This window comes from Cutibacterium granulosum (assembly GCF_900186975.1).
Classification (GTDB): Bacteria; Actinomycetota; Actinomycetes; order Propionibacteriales; family Propionibacteriaceae; genus Cutibacterium; species Cutibacterium granulosum.
Genome location: NZ_LT906441.1, coordinates 14,926 through 34,297, shown reverse-complemented (window position 1 = coordinate 34,297; position 19,372 = coordinate 14,926). Strand labels below are relative to the sequence as shown.

At 63.7% G+C, this 19,372-nt stretch carries 27 protein-coding genes; 26 read left to right on the top strand and 1 reads right to left on the bottom strand.

All coding sequences use genetic code 11. The features are described from left to right. Nucleotide 1 precedes the first annotated feature (1 nt). The 26 genes from CKV91_RS00220 (at nt 2) to CKV91_RS00095 (ending at nt 18,444) form a co-directional block, all read left to right on the top strand. On the top strand, nt 2–1,357 hold the full coding sequence (locus tag CKV91_RS00220; protein WP_411791896.1) for a hypothetical protein: 1,356 nt from the start codon (nt 2–4) through the stop codon (nt 1,355–1,357). 519 nt (nt 1,358–1,876) lie between these two features. Beyond that, nucleotides 1,877–2,188 (top strand): 30S ribosomal protein S10, encoded by a 312-nt coding sequence (gene rpsJ / locus CKV91_RS00215; RefSeq protein ID WP_021104884.1) that lies wholly within the window; start codon nt 1,877–1,879, stop codon nt 2,186–2,188. Between the two features lie 11 nt (nt 2,189–2,199). Further along, nucleotides 2,200–2,871: a 50S ribosomal protein L3 gene (gene rplC / locus CKV91_RS00210; RefSeq protein ID WP_065860445.1), complete on the top strand. Its 672-nt coding sequence runs from the start codon at nt 2,200–2,202 to the stop codon at nt 2,869–2,871. Next, on the top strand, nt 2,868–3,746 hold the full coding sequence (gene rplD / locus CKV91_RS00205) for a 50S ribosomal protein L4, sunset domain variant (RefSeq protein WP_021104887.1): 879 nt from the start codon (nt 2,868–2,870) through the stop codon (nt 3,744–3,746). Before rplC ends, rplD begins: the two co-directional genes overlap by 4 nt. Then, nucleotides 3,743–4,051, top strand: a complete 309-nt coding sequence (gene rplW / locus CKV91_RS00200) for a 50S ribosomal protein L23 (RefSeq protein WP_021104888.1) — start codon at nt 3,743–3,745, stop codon at nt 4,049–4,051. The genes rplD and rplW overlap by 4 nt, the downstream gene beginning before the upstream one ends. A 20-nt stretch (nt 4,052–4,071) precedes the next feature. Beyond that, nucleotides 4,072–4,908, top strand: coding sequence for a 50S ribosomal protein L2 (rplB, locus tag CKV91_RS00195; RefSeq protein WP_021104889.1), 837 nt, complete (start codon nt 4,072–4,074; stop codon nt 4,906–4,908). A gap of 15 nt (nt 4,909–4,923) precedes the next feature. Then, the gene (gene rpsS, locus CKV91_RS00190; RefSeq protein ID WP_065860446.1) at nt 4,924–5,205 is read left to right on the top strand and encodes a 30S ribosomal protein S19; all 282 of its coding nucleotides are present in this window, start codon (nt 4,924–4,926) and stop codon (nt 5,203–5,205) included. A gap of 18 nt (nt 5,206–5,223) precedes the next feature. After that, nucleotides 5,224–5,688 (top strand): 50S ribosomal protein L22, encoded by a 465-nt coding sequence (gene rplV / locus CKV91_RS00185; protein WP_021104891.1) that lies wholly within the window; start codon nt 5,224–5,226, stop codon nt 5,686–5,688. Nucleotide 5,689: 1 nt separating this feature from the next. Beyond that, nucleotides 5,690–6,508, top strand: coding sequence for a 30S ribosomal protein S3 (gene rpsC, locus CKV91_RS00180; RefSeq protein ID WP_021104892.1), 819 nt, complete (start codon nt 5,690–5,692; stop codon nt 6,506–6,508). 2 nt (nt 6,509–6,510) lie between these two features. After that, entirely contained in the window at nt 6,511–6,930 is a 420-nt protein-coding gene (gene rplP / locus CKV91_RS00175) for a 50S ribosomal protein L16 (protein WP_021104893.1), read from the top strand. Continuing rightward, the gene (rpmC, locus tag CKV91_RS00170) at nt 6,930–7,163 is read left to right on the top strand and encodes a 50S ribosomal protein L29 (protein WP_021104894.1); all 234 of its coding nucleotides are present in this window, start codon (nt 6,930–6,932) and stop codon (nt 7,161–7,163) included. Before rplP ends, rpmC begins: the two co-directional genes overlap by 1 nt. Nucleotides 7,164–7,165: 2 nt before the next feature. After that, nucleotides 7,166–7,438 (top strand): 30S ribosomal protein S17, encoded by a 273-nt coding sequence (gene rpsQ, locus CKV91_RS00165; RefSeq protein ID WP_021104895.1) that lies wholly within the window; start codon nt 7,166–7,168, stop codon nt 7,436–7,438. Nucleotides 7,439–7,751: 313 nt separating this feature from the next. Then, a complete protein-coding gene (rplN, locus tag CKV91_RS00160) occupies nt 7,752–8,120 on the top strand; it encodes a 50S ribosomal protein L14 (RefSeq protein WP_021104896.1) in 369 nt (122 codons plus the stop codon). After that, nucleotides 8,121–8,489: a 50S ribosomal protein L24 gene (gene rplX, locus CKV91_RS00155; RefSeq protein WP_021104897.1), complete on the top strand. Its 369-nt coding sequence runs from the start codon at nt 8,121–8,123 to the stop codon at nt 8,487–8,489. Nucleotides 8,490–8,521: 32 nt separating this feature from the next. After that, a complete protein-coding gene (gene rplE / locus CKV91_RS00150; RefSeq protein WP_036956878.1) occupies nt 8,522–9,127 on the top strand; it encodes a 50S ribosomal protein L5 in 606 nt (201 codons plus the stop codon). A gap of 7 nt (nt 9,128–9,134) precedes the next feature. Continuing rightward, nucleotides 9,135–9,320 carry a type Z 30S ribosomal protein S14 gene (locus CKV91_RS00145; RefSeq protein WP_021104899.1) on the top strand — a complete coding sequence of 62 codons (186 nt, stop codon included), beginning with the start codon at nt 9,135–9,137 and terminating at the stop codon, nt 9,318–9,320. 154 nt (nt 9,321–9,474) lie between these two features. Next, nucleotides 9,475–9,882 (top strand): 30S ribosomal protein S8, encoded by a 408-nt coding sequence (gene rpsH / locus CKV91_RS00140; protein ID WP_021104900.1) that lies wholly within the window; start codon nt 9,475–9,477, stop codon nt 9,880–9,882. Nucleotides 9,883–9,908: 26 nt separating this feature from the next. Further along, nucleotides 9,909–10,451, top strand: coding sequence for a 50S ribosomal protein L6 (gene rplF, locus CKV91_RS00135; protein ID WP_021104901.1), 543 nt, complete (start codon nt 9,909–9,911; stop codon nt 10,449–10,451). 2 nt (nt 10,452–10,453) lie between these two features. Further along, nucleotides 10,454–10,837, top strand: coding sequence for a 50S ribosomal protein L18 (gene rplR, locus CKV91_RS00130; protein ID WP_021104902.1), 384 nt, complete (start codon nt 10,454–10,456; stop codon nt 10,835–10,837). A gap of 23 nt (nt 10,838–10,860) precedes the next feature. After that, nucleotides 10,861–11,499 carry a 30S ribosomal protein S5 gene (rpsE, locus tag CKV91_RS00125; protein ID WP_021104903.1) on the top strand — a complete coding sequence of 213 codons (639 nt, stop codon included), beginning with the start codon at nt 10,861–10,863 and terminating at the stop codon, nt 11,497–11,499. Further along, a complete protein-coding gene (rpmD, locus tag CKV91_RS00120) occupies nt 11,499–11,681 on the top strand; it encodes a 50S ribosomal protein L30 (protein ID WP_021104904.1) in 183 nt (60 codons plus the stop codon). The genes rpsE and rpmD overlap by 1 nt, the downstream gene beginning before the upstream one ends. A 1-nt stretch (nt 11,682) precedes the next feature. Continuing rightward, entirely contained in the window at nt 11,683–12,123 is a 441-nt protein-coding gene (rplO, locus tag CKV91_RS00115; RefSeq protein ID WP_021104905.1) for a 50S ribosomal protein L15, read from the top strand. Nucleotides 12,124–12,441: 318 nt separating this feature from the next. After that, nucleotides 12,442–13,425, top strand: coding sequence for an ABC transporter permease (locus tag CKV91_RS00110; RefSeq protein WP_065860447.1), 984 nt, complete (start codon nt 12,442–12,444; stop codon nt 13,423–13,425). A gap of 11 nt (nt 13,426–13,436) precedes the next feature. Further along, complete coding sequence (locus tag CKV91_RS00105; RefSeq protein ID WP_021104998.1) at nt 13,437–14,447, top strand: ABC transporter permease; 1,011 nt, start codon at nt 13,437–13,439, stop codon at nt 14,445–14,447. Beyond that, the gene (locus tag CKV91_RS00100; protein WP_065860448.1) at nt 14,444–16,576 is read left to right on the top strand and encodes an ABC transporter ATP-binding protein; all 2,133 of its coding nucleotides are present in this window, start codon (nt 14,444–14,446) and stop codon (nt 16,574–16,576) included. The genes CKV91_RS00105 and CKV91_RS00100 overlap by 4 nt, the downstream gene beginning before the upstream one ends. Nucleotides 16,577–16,761: 185 nt before the next feature. Beyond that, nucleotides 16,762–18,444, top strand: a complete 1,683-nt coding sequence (locus CKV91_RS00095) for an ABC transporter family substrate-binding protein (RefSeq protein ID WP_411791897.1) — start codon at nt 16,762–16,764, stop codon at nt 18,442–18,444. A gap of 154 nt (nt 18,445–18,598) precedes the next feature. Here the strand turns inward: CKV91_RS00095 and CKV91_RS00090 are convergent, their stop codons facing one another. Next, the gene (locus CKV91_RS00090; protein WP_065860450.1) at nt 18,599–19,192 is read right to left on the bottom strand and encodes a hypothetical protein; all 594 of its coding nucleotides are present in this window, start codon (nt 19,190–19,192) and stop codon (nt 18,599–18,601) included. Between the last annotated feature and the right edge of the window lie 180 nt (nt 19,193–19,372).

Genomic DNA, 19,372 nt, shown 5'->3' with positions numbered 1-19,372 from the left:
CATGCTGCGGTCTCTCATTCGGAACCTGCGGGGAGTGGTGTCTGCCGGTGCTGACCTCTTGGCAGGTGTGGGTGCATTTTTCGTACCGATGATGCTCATCGGCCTTGACCCGCACATGGGCGGGGACACGATCATGTTCATCGCCGCGAACATCGGCTACATGTGGGGCTTGGCGCTCGGGATCGTGGCCATCCTTCTCCTGTGGTCCCAGCGGGGGCCGAACGTCCGGCACGGCTGGGTGCTGTGGGTGGCGGTGTTCCTGTCGTTCGTCGCAAGCATGCACCATGAACTGAATGCCCCAGGAATTGTCGGAGCCATCGTTGCCATGGCCCTCATCACCCCTGCTGGGAAATGGACTGCCCGATGGGCTGTGGCCCTGGTGGTGACGGCGGTGGGCAACACCGCGAGAATGGGCATGCCGGGGTTGTGGGCGCGTAGGTTGCGATTGGGTGGCCCATATCCGTACCCGCAGTCGACCGGGGAGATTCCGAAACGGGTGTCGTTCGTCGTCCACTCCGCCAGCCACTCGCTCACGAATTACCCAGCGGTGTTCTTCGCCATCGTCGTGTCGGTCGTCGCCATGTGTGTGGTGGTGATGAGGCGCGGTTATCATCGCCGCACCATCGGCATTCTGCTCACCCTCTTCTGCGTGGTATCCCTCGGAGTGGCTGCGACCAGTCTGCGCATCATGACGCGGCTCACCCGACGCAAGATGCGTGGAGACATCCACCTGTACCTGTCGACCACTGGACTGCTGGCCGGGGCATGCTTCGCGGTTGCACTGGCGGCTCTCGTGGTCCTGACCGTGCTCATTGCCCGAATGCCCGGCTGCGGCATGGTGGGTGTCTCGACCGGGGCCGCATTCGGATACTACGCACTGCCACTGATCCAGGGCTCCCCGGGAGGCCGAACCTCATTCCTGGGGCTGGTGGTCTTCACCGTGAGCGCACTGATGTGGGCGTGGGCAGCCGTGGCGCTGGCCATGGATGGTGCGACACGGCAGGGCACTGCGTCGGGGCCTGGCGCGCAGCCAGAAGGTGAGAGGGGCAGCATCCACGCCCCGAGGCTGGACGTGGCCATGGTCCTCGCCATCATCGCAACGGCGTCATGTCTGGGTACCGGCCCGCAGGGGGCATGGGGCATGCTCCAGGGAGCGACGACCAATGGCGGAACCTGGCGCGCGGTCAACGCCCAGGTGGATGCGGCACGTCGTGGCGAGCTCGACACGGTCGTCGTCCCGAAAACGCTACCGGCCCCCGAGTGGTTGCCCGACTATGCGGGTGCTCGGGAATCCGTCACCTCCTGGTTGTCCCAATACCTCGACCTTCCCAAGACCGTCACCGTGGTGCGTCGGTGAGGACACCACACCTGCATCCGAGGCTGCGGCGGCAGCGGTCATGGCGTGCTGAATCTGGGGTCCGACTGCCGAACTGCTCTCGGGCAGGCTCTCGATTTGCCTTGCTGGCTCATGGATGACACACTGTACAAGTTGCTCCGAACGGGGCTGCGGTGTGTCACGCCCATGATCCACGAGATCAGGCTCAACCGCCGGAGTCCACCGGCAGTGGTGTCACCGACACGGTGAGTCTGCTGCCGAGCCCACGGAAAGCGGGTGAGCGTCGGATGACTGCAGACAAGTCCACAGTGTTCACGGGGTCCTCTACGGCTGGTGATCGGTGGTGTTCTGCGGTTTTCGATACGCGACACCCCGAGTGCGTGGGGGAGGAGTGATGTGACCTCTCGACCCGCACGTCTTGCGGAATCGTGAGGTTGGGACCAATGAGGAGTTCGCTCCTCACGCCGGAACCCTCTGGGCGTACCGGACTCCCACGTCAGGGAATCTTGGACGCGCCAGAGACGAGTAGAAGGAACAACTGTGGCGGGACAAAAGATCCGCATCAGGCTGCGGGCCTACGACCACGAGGTCATCGACTCGTCGGCGCGCAAGATCGTCGACACGGTGACCCGGACGGGTGCGAAGGTCGCGGGGCCGGTGCCGCTGCCTACCGAGAAGAACGTATTCTGTGTGATCCGTTCACCCCACAAGTACAAGGACAGCCGCGAGCACTTCGAGATGCGTACTCACAAGCGGCTCATCGACATCCTCGAACCGACCCCCAAGACCGTTGACTCGCTCATGCGTCTCGACGTTCCTGCTGGCGTCGACATCGAGATCAAGCTTCCGTGAGGTTGAGCACCATGAGCAATGAGCGCAAAGTGAAGGGGCTGCTGGGCACCAAGCTCGGCATGACCCAGTTGTGGGACGACGAGAATCGCATCGTCCCGGTGACGGTCATCCAGGCCGGTCCGTGCGTCGTGACCCAGGTGCGCACCCCCGAGACCGACGGCTACTCCGCCGTTCAGCTCGGTTTCGGTGCCGTCAAGGCCAAGAAGGTCACCAAACCGGAGGCGGGACACTTCGCCAAGGCGGGGGTCACCCCTCGTCGTCACCTCGTCGAGCTGCGTACCTCGGATGCCTCCGAGTACACCCTCGGCCAGGAAATCAGTGCTGACGTCTTTGCCGACGCCGACATCGTCGATGTCACCGGCACCAGCAAGGGCAAGGGAACCGCCGGCGTCATGAAGCGCCACGGTTTCGGAGGCCTGCGTGCCACACACGGTGTGCACCGCAAGCACCGTTCGCCCGGCTCGATCGGTGGCTGCTCCACGCCAGGCAAGGTCCTCAAGGGCATGCGCATGGCTGGACGCATGGGCGCCGAACGCGTGACCGTGCAGAACCTCAAGGTTCACTCCGTTGACGCCGAGCGCGGACTCATCCTGGTCCGGGGCGCCGTTCCCGGCCCGAAGGGTTCGCTCGTCGTCGTCCGCAGCGCCGCCAAGAAGGCCGCCAAGAATGGGGATGCCGCATGAACCAGACCAAGACCATCGACATCGTCAACGCCAAGGGTGCCAAGGCCGGCTCGGTCGACCTTCCCGGTGAGATCTTTGACGTCGACACCAACATTCCGCTGATCCATCAGGTCGTCGTCGCGCAGCTCGCTGCCGCCCGTCAGGGGACCCACGCCACCAAGACTCGTGGTGCGGTTTCCGGTGGTGGCAAGAAGCCGTGGCGTCAGAAGGGTACCGGACGAGCTCGTCAGGGCTCCATCCGCGCCCCGCAGTGGACCGGAGGTGGCACCGTTCACGGACCGCAGCCGCGTTCCTACGCTCAGCGCACGCCCAAGAAGATGATTGCCGCCGCTCTGCGCAGCGCGCTGTCCGATCGGGCTCGCGACGGCCGGATCGTCGTCATCGACTCGCTGGTGGCCGGCGACGTGCCGTCCACCAAGAGCGCCAAGGCTGCCCTGAGCGGCGTCGCCGAGCTCGACAAGGTTCTCGTCGTCCTGGACCGTGCCGACGTCACCTCGTGGCTGTCGGTGCGCAACCTCGCCGAGGCCCACGTGCTCTCCGTCGACCAGCTCAACACCTACGACGTCGTCAATGCCCGTACCGTGGTCTTCACCAAGACTGCGCTTGACACCTTCCTGGGTGACAAGGCGAGCGCTGCCGACGCGGACGCCGCCGAGGCCGATGCCGCCGAGCTGCATCCCTATGGTGCCGACTCCTACCGGGGTGACAATCCGCCGGCCGGTTACGAGATCAAGGCCAAGGAAGAGTCCAAGAAGTTCCACACCCCGTCGTCGCCCTGGTACGGCCGCACGATCGCTGAGATCTGGTTCCGTACCGAGGAGGCCGCCGAAGCCGCTGGCTTCATCAACGCCGTGAAGAAGGAGGACACCAAGTGAGCGAGGTGAAGATCCGCGACCACCGGGACATCATCCTTGCCCCGGTCGTCTCCGAGAAGAGCTATGGGCTGCTGGACCAGAACACCTACACGTTCCTGGTGAAGCCCACCGCCAACAAGACCGAGATCAAGATCGCCATCCAGGAGATCTTCGGTGTCAAGGTCACCTCTGTCAACACGATGAACCGCAAGGGAAAGACGCGCCGCACCCGTTACGGGATGGGCAAGCGTCCCGACACCAAGCGCGCCATCGTCACGGTCGCCGAGGGTGACCGGATCGACATCTTCTCCGGCCCGGTCGCCTGAGCGAGAGACAAGGAATTCCAATGGCTATCCGAAAGCACAAGCCGACCACTCCGGGCCGTCGCGGCTCGAGCGTGTCGGACTTCTCGGAGCTGACCCGCTCCACACCTGAGAAGTCCCTGCTGGTCTCCAAGAAGAAGACCGGTGGCCGCAACAACAATGGTCGCGTCACCACACGTCACATCGGTGGTGGCCACAAGCAGGCCTACCGCATCATCGACTTCAAGCGCTACGACAAGGACGGGGTGCCCGCCAAGGTCGCTCACATCGAGTACGACCCCAACCGCACCGCCCGTATTGCCCTGCTGCACTATGCCGATGGGGCCAAGCGCTACATCATCGCCCCCGACGGTGTGAGCCAGGGACAGGCGATCCTGTCCGGTCCCGAGGCCGACATCAAGCCCGGCAACAACCTGCCGCTGCGCAACATCCCGGTGGGTACCACCATCCATGCCGTGGAGCTGCGTCCCGGTGGGGGCGCCAAGATGGGCCGTTCGGCCGGTGCCTCCGTGCAGCTGGTTGCCCGTGAGGGCAAGTACGCCACCCTGCGCCTGCCGTCTGGTGAGATGCGTATGGTTGACGTGCGCTGCCGCGCCACGGTGGGCGAGGTCGGCAACGCCGAGTACGCCAACATCAGCTGGGGCAAGGCAGGACGCAGCCGCTGGAAGGGCGTGCGCCCGACCGTCCGCGGTGTCGTCATGAACCCGGTCGACCACCCGCACGGCGGTGGTGAGGGTCGTACCTCCGGTGGTCGCCATCCGGTGAGCCCGTGGGGCAAGCCCGAGGCCCGCACCCGTAAGAAGAACAAGGCGAGCAGCCGTCTCATCGTGCGTCGCCGCAAGTCCGGCAAGAAGCGCTGATTGGGAGTCTGAGACATGCCACGCAGTCTGAAGAAGGGCCCCTTCGTCGACGAGCACCTGGCCAAGAAGGTCGATGCCCAGAACGAGGCGGGTACGCACAACGTCATCAAGACCTGGTCGCGTCGTTCGATGGTGACCCCCGACATGATCGGGCACACCATCGGCGTTCACGACGGTCGCAAGCACGTCCCGATCTTCATCACCGAGGCCATGGTCGGGCACAAACTCGGTGAGTTCGTCCCGACGCGGACGTTCAAGGGCCACGTGAAGGAAGACAAGAAGGCGCGCAGGCGCTGACGAGAGGGAAGCTGATTCATGAGCACCACTGAGAGCCGACCGAGCCGTCGCGCTGCCCTGCTCGGGGATCGTCCTGGTTCCTACGCCATCGCGCGTCACGTCCGGATGAGCCCGAGCAAGTGCCGTCGCGTCGTCGACCTGGTCCGCGGCATGGATGCGGCTGAGGCCGTAGACATGCTCAAGTTCGCCCAGCAGGTCGCTGCTGAGCCGGTCCGCAAGGTCATCGCCTCGGCCATGGCCAATGCCGAGCAGACCGAGGGTCTGCGCGGCGACGACCTGTACATTTCGCAGGCTTTTGTCGACGAGGGTGTGACCATGCGCCGCATCCGTCCCCGTGCCAAGGGTTCGGCAAGCCGTATTCTCAAGCGCGGCAGCCACATCACCGTGGTTGTCGAGCCCAAGGATGCCCGTCCTGAGCCCAAGAAGGCGAAGAAGGGCCGTCCTGCCACCACCGTCCAGACCGAGACCAGGAAGGGAGCCTGACATGGGCCAGAAAATCAATCCCCATGGTTTCCGTCTCGGTGTGACGACCGATCACAAGACTCGCTGGTACGCCGAGAAGCAGTATGCCGAGCTGGTGGGCGAGGATGTCAAGATCCGCGACTGGCTCAAGAAGAATCTTGAGCGTGCCGGTATCTCCTCCATCGAGATCGAGCGTCGCTCCGAGCGCGTCACCATTTTCCTCTCCGCTGCTCGCCCGGGCATCGTCATCGGGCGCAACGGTGCCGAGGCCGAGCGGGTACGTCGGGAGCTCGAGAAGCTCACCGGCAAGCAGATCCAGCTCAACATCCTCGAGGTGAAGAACCCCGAGACCGATGCCCAGCTGGTCGCCCAGGGAATCGCTGAGCAGCTCGCTGCCCGCGTCGCATTCCGTCGCGCCATGCGCAAGGCCCAGCAGTCTGCCATGCGCTCGGGTGCCCAGGGCATCCGCATCAAGTGCTCCGGCCGTCTGGGCGGAGCCGAGATGAGCCGTTCCGAGGGCTACCGTGAGGGACGCGTGCCGCTGCACACCCTGCGTGCCGACATCGACTACGGCTTCTTCGAGGCCCGCACCACCTATGGCCGAATCGGCGTCAAGGTGTGGATCTACAAGGGCGACGTCACCGGCACCCGTGCCGAGCGTGCCGCCCAGAAGGCCGCACGCCAGGCCGCCCAGGGCAATCGTCGCGGCGGTCCGCGTGGCCGTCGTGGCCGCGGTGATCGCCCCGACCGCGGTGGACGTCGTCGCGCAGCCGAGGCCAACCGCTCCAACGGGAGCCAGGCCGAGGCCAAAGCCCCGCAGACTGAGAACGCAGGAGCCTGAGAATGCTGATTCCTCGTCGTGTGAAGTACCGTAAGCAGCACCACCCCAAGCGTTCTGGTGCTGCCAAGGGTGGAACCGAGCTCGCCTTCGGTGAGTACGGCATCCAGGCCCTTGAGGGCGGCTACCTGACCAACCGTCAGATCGAAGCCGCTCGTATCGCCATGACCCGCTACATCAAGCGTGGCGGAAAGGTGTGGATCAACGTCTACCCCGACCGTCCGATGACCAAGCACCCCGCCGAGTCCCGCATGGGTTCCGGCAAGGGTACCCCTGAGTGGTGGGTCGCCAACATCAAGCCGGGACGTGTGCTCTTCGAGCTGTCCGGTGTGCCGGAGGAGGTGGCCCGTGAGGCCATGCGTCTGGCCATCCACAAGCTCCCCATGAAGGCCCGGTTCATCTCTCGTGAAGGTGGTGCCCACTGATGGCAAAGCTGAAGGCTGCCGACCTGCGACAGCTCTCTGGGGATGAGCTGCGCAGCAAGGTGAGTGAACTGAAGGAAGAGCTGTTCGGGCTGCGTTTCCAGGCCGCCACGGGTCAGCTCGAGGACACTGCCCGCATCCGTGAGGTCCGCAAGGACCTGGCGCGGGTCTACACCGTGCTCCAGGAGCGCAAGCTCAACATCATTGACGACCCTGACGCCACGAAGGAGGCCTGACCATGAGCGACAACACTGCGCAGCGTCAGACGCGCCGCAAGGTTCGCGAGGGCCTCGTCGTGTCCGACAAGATGGACAAGACGATCACCGTTGCCGTGGAGGACCGCTCCAAGCACCGTCTGTACGGCAAGGTCATGACCACGACCACCCGTCTCAAGGCGCATGACGCCAACAACGAGGCAGGTATCGGTGACCGGGTGCGGATCATGGAGACCCGTCCGCTGTCGGCGACCAAGCGCTGGCGCCTCGTCGAGATCGTCGAGAAGGCCAAGTGACCTGATCCCCTCCAGCAGTCCGACCTGCTGTGAGCAATGGCCCGTCCCAATGGGGGCGGGCCATTTTCCATCCGCTGCGAGCGGAACGGACCGCTGCGCAGAATTAGCTCTCATACTCCAAGTGAGGTACTCTGTACAAGTTGCCCTGCGACTGTGCCTTCGCCGATGCTCCTGCTGACGCGATCTGGGACCTCTCGCGGGCCGTGCCGCGTGCCCCTCGAGGTACGGGCTTCCTCCTGGCAAAATCCAGGGGGTTCGTTTCGATGAGTCCCACCAGGCCCGAGAGGGAACCAGCGGGGCAAAGGAGAAATAAATGATTCAGCAGGAGACGCGACTCAAGGTCGCCGACAACACGGGGGCCAAGGAACTCTTGTGCATCCGTGTTCTCGGTGGATCCAAGCGTCGCTACGCCAGTCTCGGTGACACCATCGTGTGCACCGTCAAGGACGCCATCCCGGGCGGCAACGCCAAGAAGGGGGAGGTCGTCAAGGCCGTCGTCGTCCGTACCACGAAGGAGTGCCGTCGTACCGACGGTTCCTACATTCGTTTTGACGAGAATGCCGCCGTGCTCATCAAGGCCGACAATGAGCCTCGTGGCACCCGTATCTTCGGGCCGGTTGCTCGTGAGCTGCGTGACCGCAAGTTCATGCGCATCGCCTCGCTCGCTCCGGAGGTGATCTGAGTGAAGTCCCTCAAGATCAAGAAGGGTGACCGCGTCAAGGTCATCGCCGGCAACGACAAGGGCACCATCGGTGAGGTTCTCTCCGTCGACCCCAAGCGTGAGCGTGTGGTCGTCTCTGGTGTCAACATCCGCAAGCGGCACCGTCGCGAGATGCCCAATGCCCAGGGTGGTACCACCCCCGGTGGCATCATCAGCGCCGAGGCCCCGATCCACGTGTCGAACGTCCAGCTCGTCACCAAGATCGATGGCAAGGATGTCGTCACCCGCGTCGGGTACCGTCGTGAGGACGTGACCAAGCGTCGCCCCGATGGTTCGGAGTACGCCGCCCAGCGCAGCGTCCGTTACCTCAAGAAGGAGGAGTCCAAGTGAGCACTGACGCCCCCGAGAAGACGACGCACAGCATGCCCCGCCTCAAGCAGCGCTACCGGGAGGAGATCGTCCCGGCCCTGCAGGAGGAGTTCCACTACACCAACCCGATGCTCATCCCCGGTCTGGAGAAGATCGTGGTGAACATGGGTGTCGGCGACGCTGCCCACGACTCCAAGATCATGGACGGTGCCATCCGCGACATCACCGCCATCACCGGTCAGAAGCCGCAGGTGACCCGGGCTCGCAAGTCCATCGCGCAGTTCAAGCTGCGTGAGGGTCAGCCCATCGGCTGCCACGTCACCCTGCGTGGTGACCGCATGTGGGAGTTCGCCGACCGTCTGTTGACGCTGGCCCTTCCCCGTATCCGCGACTTCCGTGGTCTCAATGCCAACCAGTTCGACGGCAACGGCAACTACACCTTCGGTCTGTCCGAGCAGGTCATGTTCCTCGAGATCGACCAGGACAAGATCGACCGTGTCCGTGGTATGGACATCACCTTCGTGACCACTGCCAAGACCAATGACGAGGGCAAGGTGCTGCTCAAGCACCTCGGCTTCCCGTTCAAGGCCAAGGACGATCCCAAGAAGGCCCGCGCCAAGCGTGGACCGGCTTACTACGCCAAGAAGAAGAAGAAGTGAGGCTCTGATGGCGAAGACAGCTCTCAAGGTCAAGGCAGCTCGCAAGCCCAAGTTCGGCGTGCGCGCCTACACCCGCTGCCAGCGTTGCGGGCGTCCGCACTCGGTTTACCGCAAGTTCGGACTGTGCCGCATCTGCCTGCGCGAGATGGCCCATGCCGGCGAGCTTCCCGGCGTGACCAAGTCGTCCTGGTGACTCATCGCCTTTTCCGCGGTGCCTTGACTCACCGAATCCGGGGCAGAGATGTTTTCCGGGTTCACCCCAATCATCCGACGCACCAGGTCCAGCACCCCGTTCCCTCACGAACCGATCGGGCTGGAAACCGATGCGAGAAAGAAGCCGAACAGCCATGACCATGACTGATCCGATCGCAGACATGCTGACTCGTCTGCGCAACGCCAGCTCGGCGTACCACGACTCGACGAGCATGCCCTCCTCCAAGATCAAGGTTGGAATTGCCGAGATCCTCAAGGAGCAGGGTTACATCGCCGATTACACCGTCAGCGATCCCAAGGAGGGCGAGGTCGGCAAGACACTCGTTCTCAACCTCAAGTACGGCGAGAACCGTGAGCGTGCCGTTGCGGGCGTGCGTCGTATCAGCAAGCCCGGTCTGCGTGTCTACGCGAAGGCCAACGCCCTGCCGAAGGTTCTCGGCGGGCTGGGCATCGCCATCATTTCCACCTCGAAGGGCCTGCTGACCGATCGTCAGGCCCACGAGCAGTCCGTGGGCGGGGAAGTCCTCGCCTACGTGTGGTGACCGGTCGAGACAGTAAGGAGTAGAAAATGTCGCGTATTGGCAGGCTCCCCATCACCGTCCCGTCCGGTGTTGAGGTGAAGCTGGATGGCCAGGACGTCGAGGTGAAGGGCCCCAAGGGTGCCCTGAACCTCTGCGTCGCCGAGCCCATCGCAGTCGACAAGAACGACGAGGGACAGATCGTCGTCACCCGTCCCGACGACGAGCGGGAGAACCGCTCGCTGCACGGTCTGACGCGCACCCTCATCAAGAACATGGTCATCGGTGTCACCGAGGGCTATGAGAAGAAGCTTGAGATCCAGGGCGTTGGCTACCGTGTCATCGCCAAGGGCCCCAAGCAGTTGGAGTTCAACCTGGGATTCTCCCACCCGGTGATCGTCGACGCCCCCGAGGGCATCACCTTCGCCGTGGAGAACCCGACCCACTTCTCGGTGCAGGGCATCGACAAGCAGCTGGTCGGCGAGGTTTCCGCGAACATCCGCAAGATCCGCAAGCCTGAACCCTACAAGGGCAAGGGTGTCCGTTACGTCGGCGAGAATGTGCGCCGCAAGGTTGGAAAGGCAGGTAAGTGACGATGGCAAACTCCCTGCATATTCACAAGCACCTGTCCTCGCGTACGGCTTCCCGCACCCGTCGCCAGATCCGTGGTCGCAAGAAGGTCTTCGGCACCGTCGAGCGTCCTCGCATGGTCGTGACGCGCTCGTCCAAGCACATCCTCGTGCAGGTTGTCGACGACGTCGCCGGTCACACCCTGGCCAGCGCCTCCTCGATGGAGGCCGACGTGCGTGCCCTCGACGGCGACAAGACCGCCAAGGCAGCCAAGGTGGGCGCCCTCGTGGGCGAACGCGCCAAGGCTGCGGGGATCGACAAGGTCGTTTTCGACCGCGCGGGCAACCAGTACCACGGACGGATCGCTGCGCTGGCCGATGCGGCCCGCGAAGCCGGTCTGGACTTCTGACCACGAAAGGTAAGTGAGCAACGATGAGTGAACCCCAGCGCCGCGGTGGCGGTGCAGGTGAGCGTCGTGGCCGCGACGACCGTCGTGGCCGCAACAACGAACGCGAGAACAATCAGTACCTCGAGCGCGTCGTGGCCATCAACCGCGTCGCCAAGGTCGTCAAGGGTGGACGTCGCTTCAGCTTCACCGCTCTGGTGGTGGTTGGCGACGGCAATGGCACCGTTGGCGTCGGATACGGCAAGGCCAAGGAGGTGCCCACCGCCATTGCGAAGGGCGTTGAGGAGGCCAAGAAGCACTTCTTCCACGTGCCGCGCGTCGGCCGTACCATCACCCATCCGGTGACTGGTGAGAAGGCTGCCGGTGTGGTCCTGCTGCGTCCGGCCTCCCCCGGTACCGGTGTGATCGCCGGTGGTTCGGCCCGTGCCGTCCTGGAGTGCGCCGGTGTGCACGACGTGCTCGCCAAGTCTCTGGGCTCGGCCAATGCCATCAACGTCGTTCAGGCAACCGTTGCTGCCCTTCAGCAGCTCGAGGAGCCCGAGGAGATCGCACGCCGTCGTGGCATGCCTCTGGAGGACGTTGCCCCGGCTGCTCTGCTGCGGGCCCGCAAGGAGGCCGACGAGGCCGCCGCTGCAGCTCGTGCAGAAGCGAAGGCAGGTGCCTGATGAGCAAGATCAAGGTCACCCTGAAGAAGTCAGGTGTCAATGCCAAGCCGAAGCATCGCGAGACCCTGCGCAGCCTTGGGCTGCGTCGTCCCGGTGACTCGGTGATGAAGGAAGACCGTCCCGAGATCCGCGGTATGGCCAACGCCGTGCGGCATCTCGTGATCATGGAAGAGGTGGACTGACATGGCTATCGAGCTTCATGACCTCAAGCCCGCCCCCGGAGCCCACAAGTCCCGTACCCGTGTGGGTCGCGGTGAGGGTTCCAAGGGCAAGACGTCTGGACGCGGTACCAAGGGAACCGGCGCTCGCAAGAACGTTCCCGAGTGGTTCGAGGGCGGCCAGATGCCTCTGCACATGCAGATGCCGAAGTTCCGCGGTTTCAAGAACCCGTTCCGTACCGAGTACCAGGTCGTCAATCTCGACAAGCTCGCAGCGCTCTACCCCGAGGGTGGCACTGTGAGCGTTGACGATCTCATCGCCAAGGGCGCGGTGCGTGACAACGAGCTCGTCAAGGTGCTCGGCACCGGTGAGCTGACCGTGGCACTTGACGTCAAGGTCGATGCCTGGTCCAAGTCGGCCAAGGAGAAGATCGAGAAGGCAGGCGGCAGCGTCTCCGAGCGCTGAGACAGCTTGACCTGAACCTTTCGGGGCGGTGACTTCCTAGAAGTCACCGCCCCGATTGTCTTTTCCACAAGCGATTTCCACGATGTTGCATTTCGGTCAATCTTGTTTCATGTGACGAAACTGCGGTCTCACCTGTGTAATATCAACTCACACATTGCGGCGGGCTGGACCTGCCCGATGCGTGATTCGTGCAGAGCATCGGCCGTGCCTGTGGTGCTGACAACGACATGTCGACACTGATGTGCCTTCCGAACCGTTGCTGGCACGAATCCGCGACGGTTGCGTGGGGGACGACCTCACACTCGAGAAAGGACGCTCGTGCTCAAGTACTTGCTACGACGTCTTGTCAACTACGTGGTGCTGCTGTTCATCGCCGTGTCGTTGGCCTATCTGGTGGCCTCGGCGGCGTTGGATCCGCGAAATGCCTTTGATCGCACCAATCCGAAACTCAACTGGGATTCGGTCAATGCGACGTTGACCGATTACAACATCAATCCCGACACCAGTATCTGGACACGATACGTTCGCTGGCTCGAGATGGTCTTCGGCCACTGGAACTGGGGCTGGACGCCGCACGGGGAGTCGATCAATGCCCTGCTCGGCACCCGGATCGGTGTGTCCATCCGCTTGGTGACCATCGGTGCCATCATCGGCATGGCCGGTGGTGTCGCGGTCGGCGCATGGTGCGCGGTGCGACAGTACAAGGCCGGCGACCGAATCGTCTCGTTCATCTGCCTGTTGCTCATCTCCACCCCGACGATGGTGCTGGCGGTACTGCTCCAGATGGGTGGTACGGCATTCAACCAGGCCACCGGCACGGCGTTCTTCCAGTTCATCGGGGAGACGGGTGCGCATGGCGACTACTTCGGTGCCGAACTCCTCAGCCGTATGCAGCACCTCCTGTTGCCCACCATCTCGATGTCTGCCCTGAGCCTGGCGAGCTACTCGAGATATCAGCGCAACCTCATGCTCGACACCCTGGGTGCGGACTACGTGCGCACCGCTCGAGCCAAGGGCTTGCGCAAGGGCCAAACCGTCAAGCACCACGCCCTGCGCAATGCCATCATCCCGATGGCGACCTACTTCGCCTTCGGCGTGGCCCTCATCTTCACCGGTGCGGCCGTGACCGAGCAGGTCTACGCCTGGAACGGCATGGGCTCGTACTCGGTGACCTCGATCCAGCAGCAGGACATCAATGGCACGGTGGCAGTCGTGGCCTTCTCCGGTGCCTGCACCCTCACCGGTGCACTGCTGTCCGATCTGCTCATCGCCATCATTGATCCCCGAGTCCGGGCTCGGTGAGGAAGGTAATCATGACTGATCCCTCGAACAGCCCGAGCTTCGAGCTCAACACCCCATCCACCGGGCCCCACGGCACCGTCAAGGGGAGCAATGCCGACACGGCATCCACCATCGACAACCGGGTGAGGAAGAATGACGATCATCCGACCGACGGCAGGCGACTGTCTCGTCGTCAACTGGTGCTCCGACGGTTCTGGCGCTCCGCGGGGGCGAGGATCGGCACGATCGGACTGGCCCTCGTCATCCTGCTGGCCCTCATCGGCCCCATCTTCGCCAACTGGGACTACTCGGTGGCCGACACCTATGCCTTCCTCACCCCGCCAGACTCCACACACTGGTTCGGCACCAACCAGGGCGGGTTCGACCTGTTCGCCATGACCCTGCGTGGTCTGCGCAAATCGTTGGTCATCGGCTTCGCCGTGGCCTTCCTCGTGGAGTTCCTGGCGGCCATGATCGGCGCCTCGGCTGCATACTTCTCCGGCATCACCGAGAAGATCATCCTCTGGTTCATCGACCTGCTCCTGGTCATCCCGTCCTTCCTCATCATCGCCATCATTGCCCAGCACTCGGCATCCTCGGGAAGCTCGACGTGGATCCTCATCATTCTGTTGACCGCATTCAGCTGGATGCTGTCGGCACGCGTCATCCGTGCCATGACCCTGTCGGTGGTGAACCTGGACTACGTCCATGCCGCCAAGTTCATGTCGGTGCCGCCGTTCACCATCATCGTCAAGCACGTGCTGCCCAACATCGCGAGCTACCTCATCATCGACTTCACCCTCGGGGTGGTCTCGGCGATCATGAGTGAGACGATCCTGTCCTTCTTCGGGTTCGGCGTGCAGAAGCCCGAGACCTCGCTGGGCACCCTGCTCGCCGACGGGACGAGGTCGGCAACCACCACTCCGTGGCTGTTCCTCTTCCCGGCCGGCATCCTCGTGATCCTGTTGCTGAGCGTCAACTTCATCGGAGACGCACTCCGTGACGCCCTCGACCCGTCGTCCCAGTCTGGTGGTCAAGCATGAGCAAGAAAGAACACAAGACCTTCGAGTCCAGTGCCCTGCCGACACCCGCCCCGGGAGTGCCCGTGCTGCAGGTCGAGGATCTCAACGTACGATTCCCCTCCGAGGACGGTGTCGTCCACGCGGTGCGTGGGGTCAACCTCACGGTGCATGCCGGTGAAATCCTTGGCGTCGTGGGGGAGTCCGGCTCCGGAAAATCCGTCACCTCGATGTCGGTCATGGGGCTGCTCGACGACAACGCCAAGGTCGAGGGATCCATCAAACTGCACGGTACCGAGCTGCTCGGCCGCAGTGACGAATGGATGTCCGACGTGCGAGGCGCCCAGATCGCCATGGTCTTCCAGGATCCGCTGTCGTCGCTCACACCGGTGTACACGGTCGGTGACCAGCTCGTCGAGGCGCTGCTGGTGCATGATCCCGGACTCGGCAAGTCGCACGCCTGGGATCGTGCCGTCGAACTGCTCGACATGGTGGGTATCCCCAACCCCAAGGTGCGTGCCAAGGCCTTCCCGCACGAGTTCTCCGGTGGTATGCGTCAGCGCGTCATCATCGCCATGGCCATCGCCAACAACCCCGACCTCATCATCGCCGATGAGCCGACCACGGCATTGGACGTGACGATCCAGGCTCAGATCCTCGATCTGCTGCGCGTTGCCCAGCGGGAGACCCATGCCGGCATCATCCTCATCAGCCACGACCTCGGCGTCGTCGCCGGACTCGCCGACCGCGTCTCGGTGATGTATGGCGGTCGGATCGTGGAGTCCGCGTCGGTGGAGGACGTCTTCTACCACGCACGTCATCCCTACACGATCGGTCTGCTGGGGTCGCTGCCACGCCCGGACCTGGACAAGACCGAGACCCTCACCCCGGTCGAGGGCAACCCACCGTCACTGCTCAACCTGCCGCCGGGCTGCCCGTTCGTCCCGCGATGCCCGATGGCCGTCGATGCGTGCCGTCAGAGTGAGCCAGACCTGGTGGACACGGACCTGCACGATCACCTCGCGGCCTGCATCCGTTCCTCCGACCTCGTCGACGTCGACTACTACCAGGTGTATCCGCGTCCACAGAGTGCCAGGGCACGGTCCAAGCGGGCGCTGGAGCTTGCCGAGCGTGAGGCCCTCACCGATGTCCTCGAGCTCGATGGACTCGTCAAGACCTATCCACTCATGAAGGGGTCGGTGTTCAAACGCCGGGTGGGCACCGTCCACGCCGTCGACGGCATTTCGTTTCGTATCAAGGAGGGCGAGACGCTCGGCCTGGTCGGTGAGTCCGGTTGCGGCAAGACGACGACGATCATGTCGATCCTCGAACTTGCCGCCCCAGAGGATGGACGGGTCGTCGTGCTGGGCAAGGACACCAGGAAACTTGACCGTGCCGACCGCAAGACGGTGCGCCAGGACCTGCAGGTTGTCTTCCAGGACCCGATGGCCTCTCTCGACCCGCGCATGCCGATTCACGACATCTTGGCCGAGCCGTTGAAGTACAACGGTTGCCCCAAGGACGACATCGCCGATCGGGTGAGTGAACTCATGGGCCTGGTCGGTCTGGAACCGGCCCATGCCAACCGGTACCCGCGTAACTTCTCCGGAGGCCAGAAGCAGCGCGTGTGCATCGCTCGGGCACTGGCCCTGGAGCCCAAGCTCCTCGTGCTCGACGAGCCGGTGTCGGCCCTGGACGTCTCGATTCGTGCCGGGGTGCTCAACCTGCTGGAGAAACTTCGCGAGGAGATGGGGCTTGCCTACCTGTTCGTGGCGCACGACCTGTCGGTGGTGCGGCACATCGCCAACCGGGTGGCCGTCATGTACCTGGGACGCATCGTCGAACTCGGCGAGATCAGTCAGGTCTTCGACCACCCGATGCACCCGTACACCCAGGCGCTGCTCTCGGCCATCCCGGTGCCCGACCCGGCCAAGGAGCGGGCCCGCAGCCGGATCATCCTCGAGGGCGACCTGCCCTCACCGGCAGCCCCGCCCAGTGGTTGCCATTTCCACACCCGGTGCCCGAAGTTCAAGCTGTTGAGCCCCGAGGAGCAGGTGAGGTGTCGGGAGCAGCGGCCCGGTCTGGACTACCCGGATGCGAACAAGGACCGACGGGTGGCCTGCCACTACCCGGAGTCGGTCTCGGTGTTCTGAGGTGGCCGGTCGGCACCGATCAACGTGTGTCACGGTTGGGTCACAATTTGATCCCAGGATGGCAAAAAGACGTCATGGGTCAGAAGAAGTGTGCAAAAGTTGGCTCACCATCACACCACGGGTGAGTGCTCACTCGTCATCAATCGGAGGTAGCGGTGCGTAAGTCAGTAACAGCAACGGTCGCCATGCTTGCGGTCGGCTCGCTGGCCCTCACGGGTTGTGGCCAGAAGAACCAGAGCAACCCGAATGCGGGCAAGGGCGGGGAAACGACCAGCAAATCCGCTCCACTGCAGGACCTCAACATCAAGTCACGTGACGAGGTCAAGGACGGTGGCACCGTCCGATTCTCCATCGAGACCCTGCCGCCGACGTGGAACGCCCTGCACATCGACGGCGACACGGTGGATCTCGGCACCACCATCATGGGTTTCGTCGGGGCGAAAAACTTCGACATCGCCGAGGATGGCACCCCCAAGCCCGACACCGATTACCTGCAGTCCTACGACGTGCAGACCAACGGTGGCAAGCAGGTCGTCACCCTGCACCTCAACCCGAAGGCCAGGTGGAACTCCGGACGCACCATCGACTACACCGACTACCAGGCCACCTGGAAGGCCAACAACGGTGCCAACGAGGACTTCAAGATGGCCAGCTCGGACGGTTTCAACCAGATCGAGTCGGTGAAGAAGGGCGACAAGGACACCGACGTCGTCATCACCTACAAGGCCACCTACCCCGACTGGACCGCCACGTGGAGCAGCGTCATGCCCAAGGAGGGCGTCGGCACTCCCGAGACGTTCAACAACGGCTGGAAGCAGTTCAAACCGGAGTGGTTCACCGGTCCGTTCACCCTGGACCGCATCGACCAGGCCCAGAAGACCCTGTACCTCAAGCGCAACCCCAACTGGTGGGGTGAGAAGGCCAAGCTCGACACCGTCTCGTTCCGTGCCATGGACCCGGCCACCAAGTCCAAGGCCTTCGCGAACAAGGAGATCGACGTCGTCGACGACATCATCACCAAGGACGCCTACGAATCGGCCAGGAAACGTGACGACGGCGAGCTGCGTCAGGCAGGCTCCACGCAGTGGCGACACATCACCTTCAACGCCAAGTCTGGCCCACTGCAGGACAAGAACGTCCGTCAGGCCATCGCCAAGGGCCTGGACCGGGAGTCCATCGCTCGTTCCGACCTCGCCGGCCTGCCGGTCGATGCCGCCTCGGTGATGCTCGGCAACCACTTCTTCATGCCCGGTCAGAACGGCTACACCGACAACAGTGGTGGTTCCAAGTACGACCCCGAGGCCGCCAAGAAACAGCTCGACGAGGCCGGGTGGAAGTCCAACGGCGGCACCCGCACCAAGGACGGCAAGCAGCTCGTCATCAACTACTCCCTGCTGACCGGTGTGCCCACCTCCGACAACGAGGGGCAGTTGTTCAAGCAGGACATGGAGAAGATCGGCGTCAAGGTGAACTTCGTCAACACCCCGCCCGACGACATGTCCAAGGTGCTCACCTCACACTCCTTCGACACCATCAGCTTCACCTGGCAGGGCACTCCGTACCCGATGGCCAACGTGCGTCAGATCTACGGCGCCAAGGCCGAGGGGTCCAAGCAGCCCTCGGAGGCCAACTACTCCCAGCTCATCGATCCGCGCATCGAGAAGCTCATCCCCCAGGTGGACACCGAGATGGACGTCAAGAAACGTCAGGAGCTCGCCAACGAGGCCGACAAGGCCATCTGGGACGACGTCATGACATTGCCGCTGTACCGGCGCATCAAGTTCACCGGTGTGCCGAAGAACCTCGCCAACATGGGTGCGTACACCTTCCAGACCACCCGCGCCGAGGACATCGGCTACCTCAAGTGAGTCATTGCCCGGTCGATCGGTGACATGGGGGCGGGCCCGTGGGGCTCGCCCCCACGCTCGCGTCTGGGCAGGCCCTCTCCGGTGCATACTGTTGATCCGTTGGTGGCCGCTCCCCATGTGAAGCACCCAACCCTGCACTGTGGGCAGTCGGGGCTCACATGAGGATGGACAGCACGACGAGGGCGGCAGTGATGCCGATCGTCACCCAGTTGGGGCGCATGGCAACGGTTGCAGGGTGTGCGGGGCCATCGGGATGACGCTCCACCTGCTCCAGCTCGATGAGGTGGGCCGTGTCTGCGGCGTCCAGACTCAGCCGGACGGGGCGCTGCGCACCGTCAATGATCTCGGTATGCGTGTGTGCTGGGCCGTCGGCCTGACCGGTGAGGCGTCCGTGTGAGCCCCTGGCAGGAGCGGCCCAAGCCCGTACCGTCCTGGTCCTTCCCTCGGCAGGGTCGGCTGTGAGGGTGAGCCCCCAGTGCGGACTCACCGAGGTCAGTGCCGCCCATGAGACGTCCCAGATGCGGAACTGGTTGATGACGTGGACACCGTCGTCGTCGATACGCACCGCGGCAAGTCCCCAGAACAGCCACACCATCCACAGGAACAACCCGATGGTGGGCAGGTGCGTCAGTCCCGAGGCCAGGCCGATCCTGCTGGCGTCCCACACCAGCAGGCACAGGCAGATCACCGCAATCACCGTGGTTCCGATGCGTCCTGCATGGGAAGAGATGATGACGGGTGGTCGCATGTCGGCTCCTGGACTGGGAACTCGTGTCGGACGAACGGTTGGGGCAGGGTTGTAGGTTGACGGTGTTGCCCATGATGGGGTGCCCATCGCCCGGGGTCATGTGTCAGGCAGCACATGCCTGACAGGGGCTCTCTGGGCCGGAACCTCCGATCCTCAGCCTAGGAGCTTGCTCCAAAATGT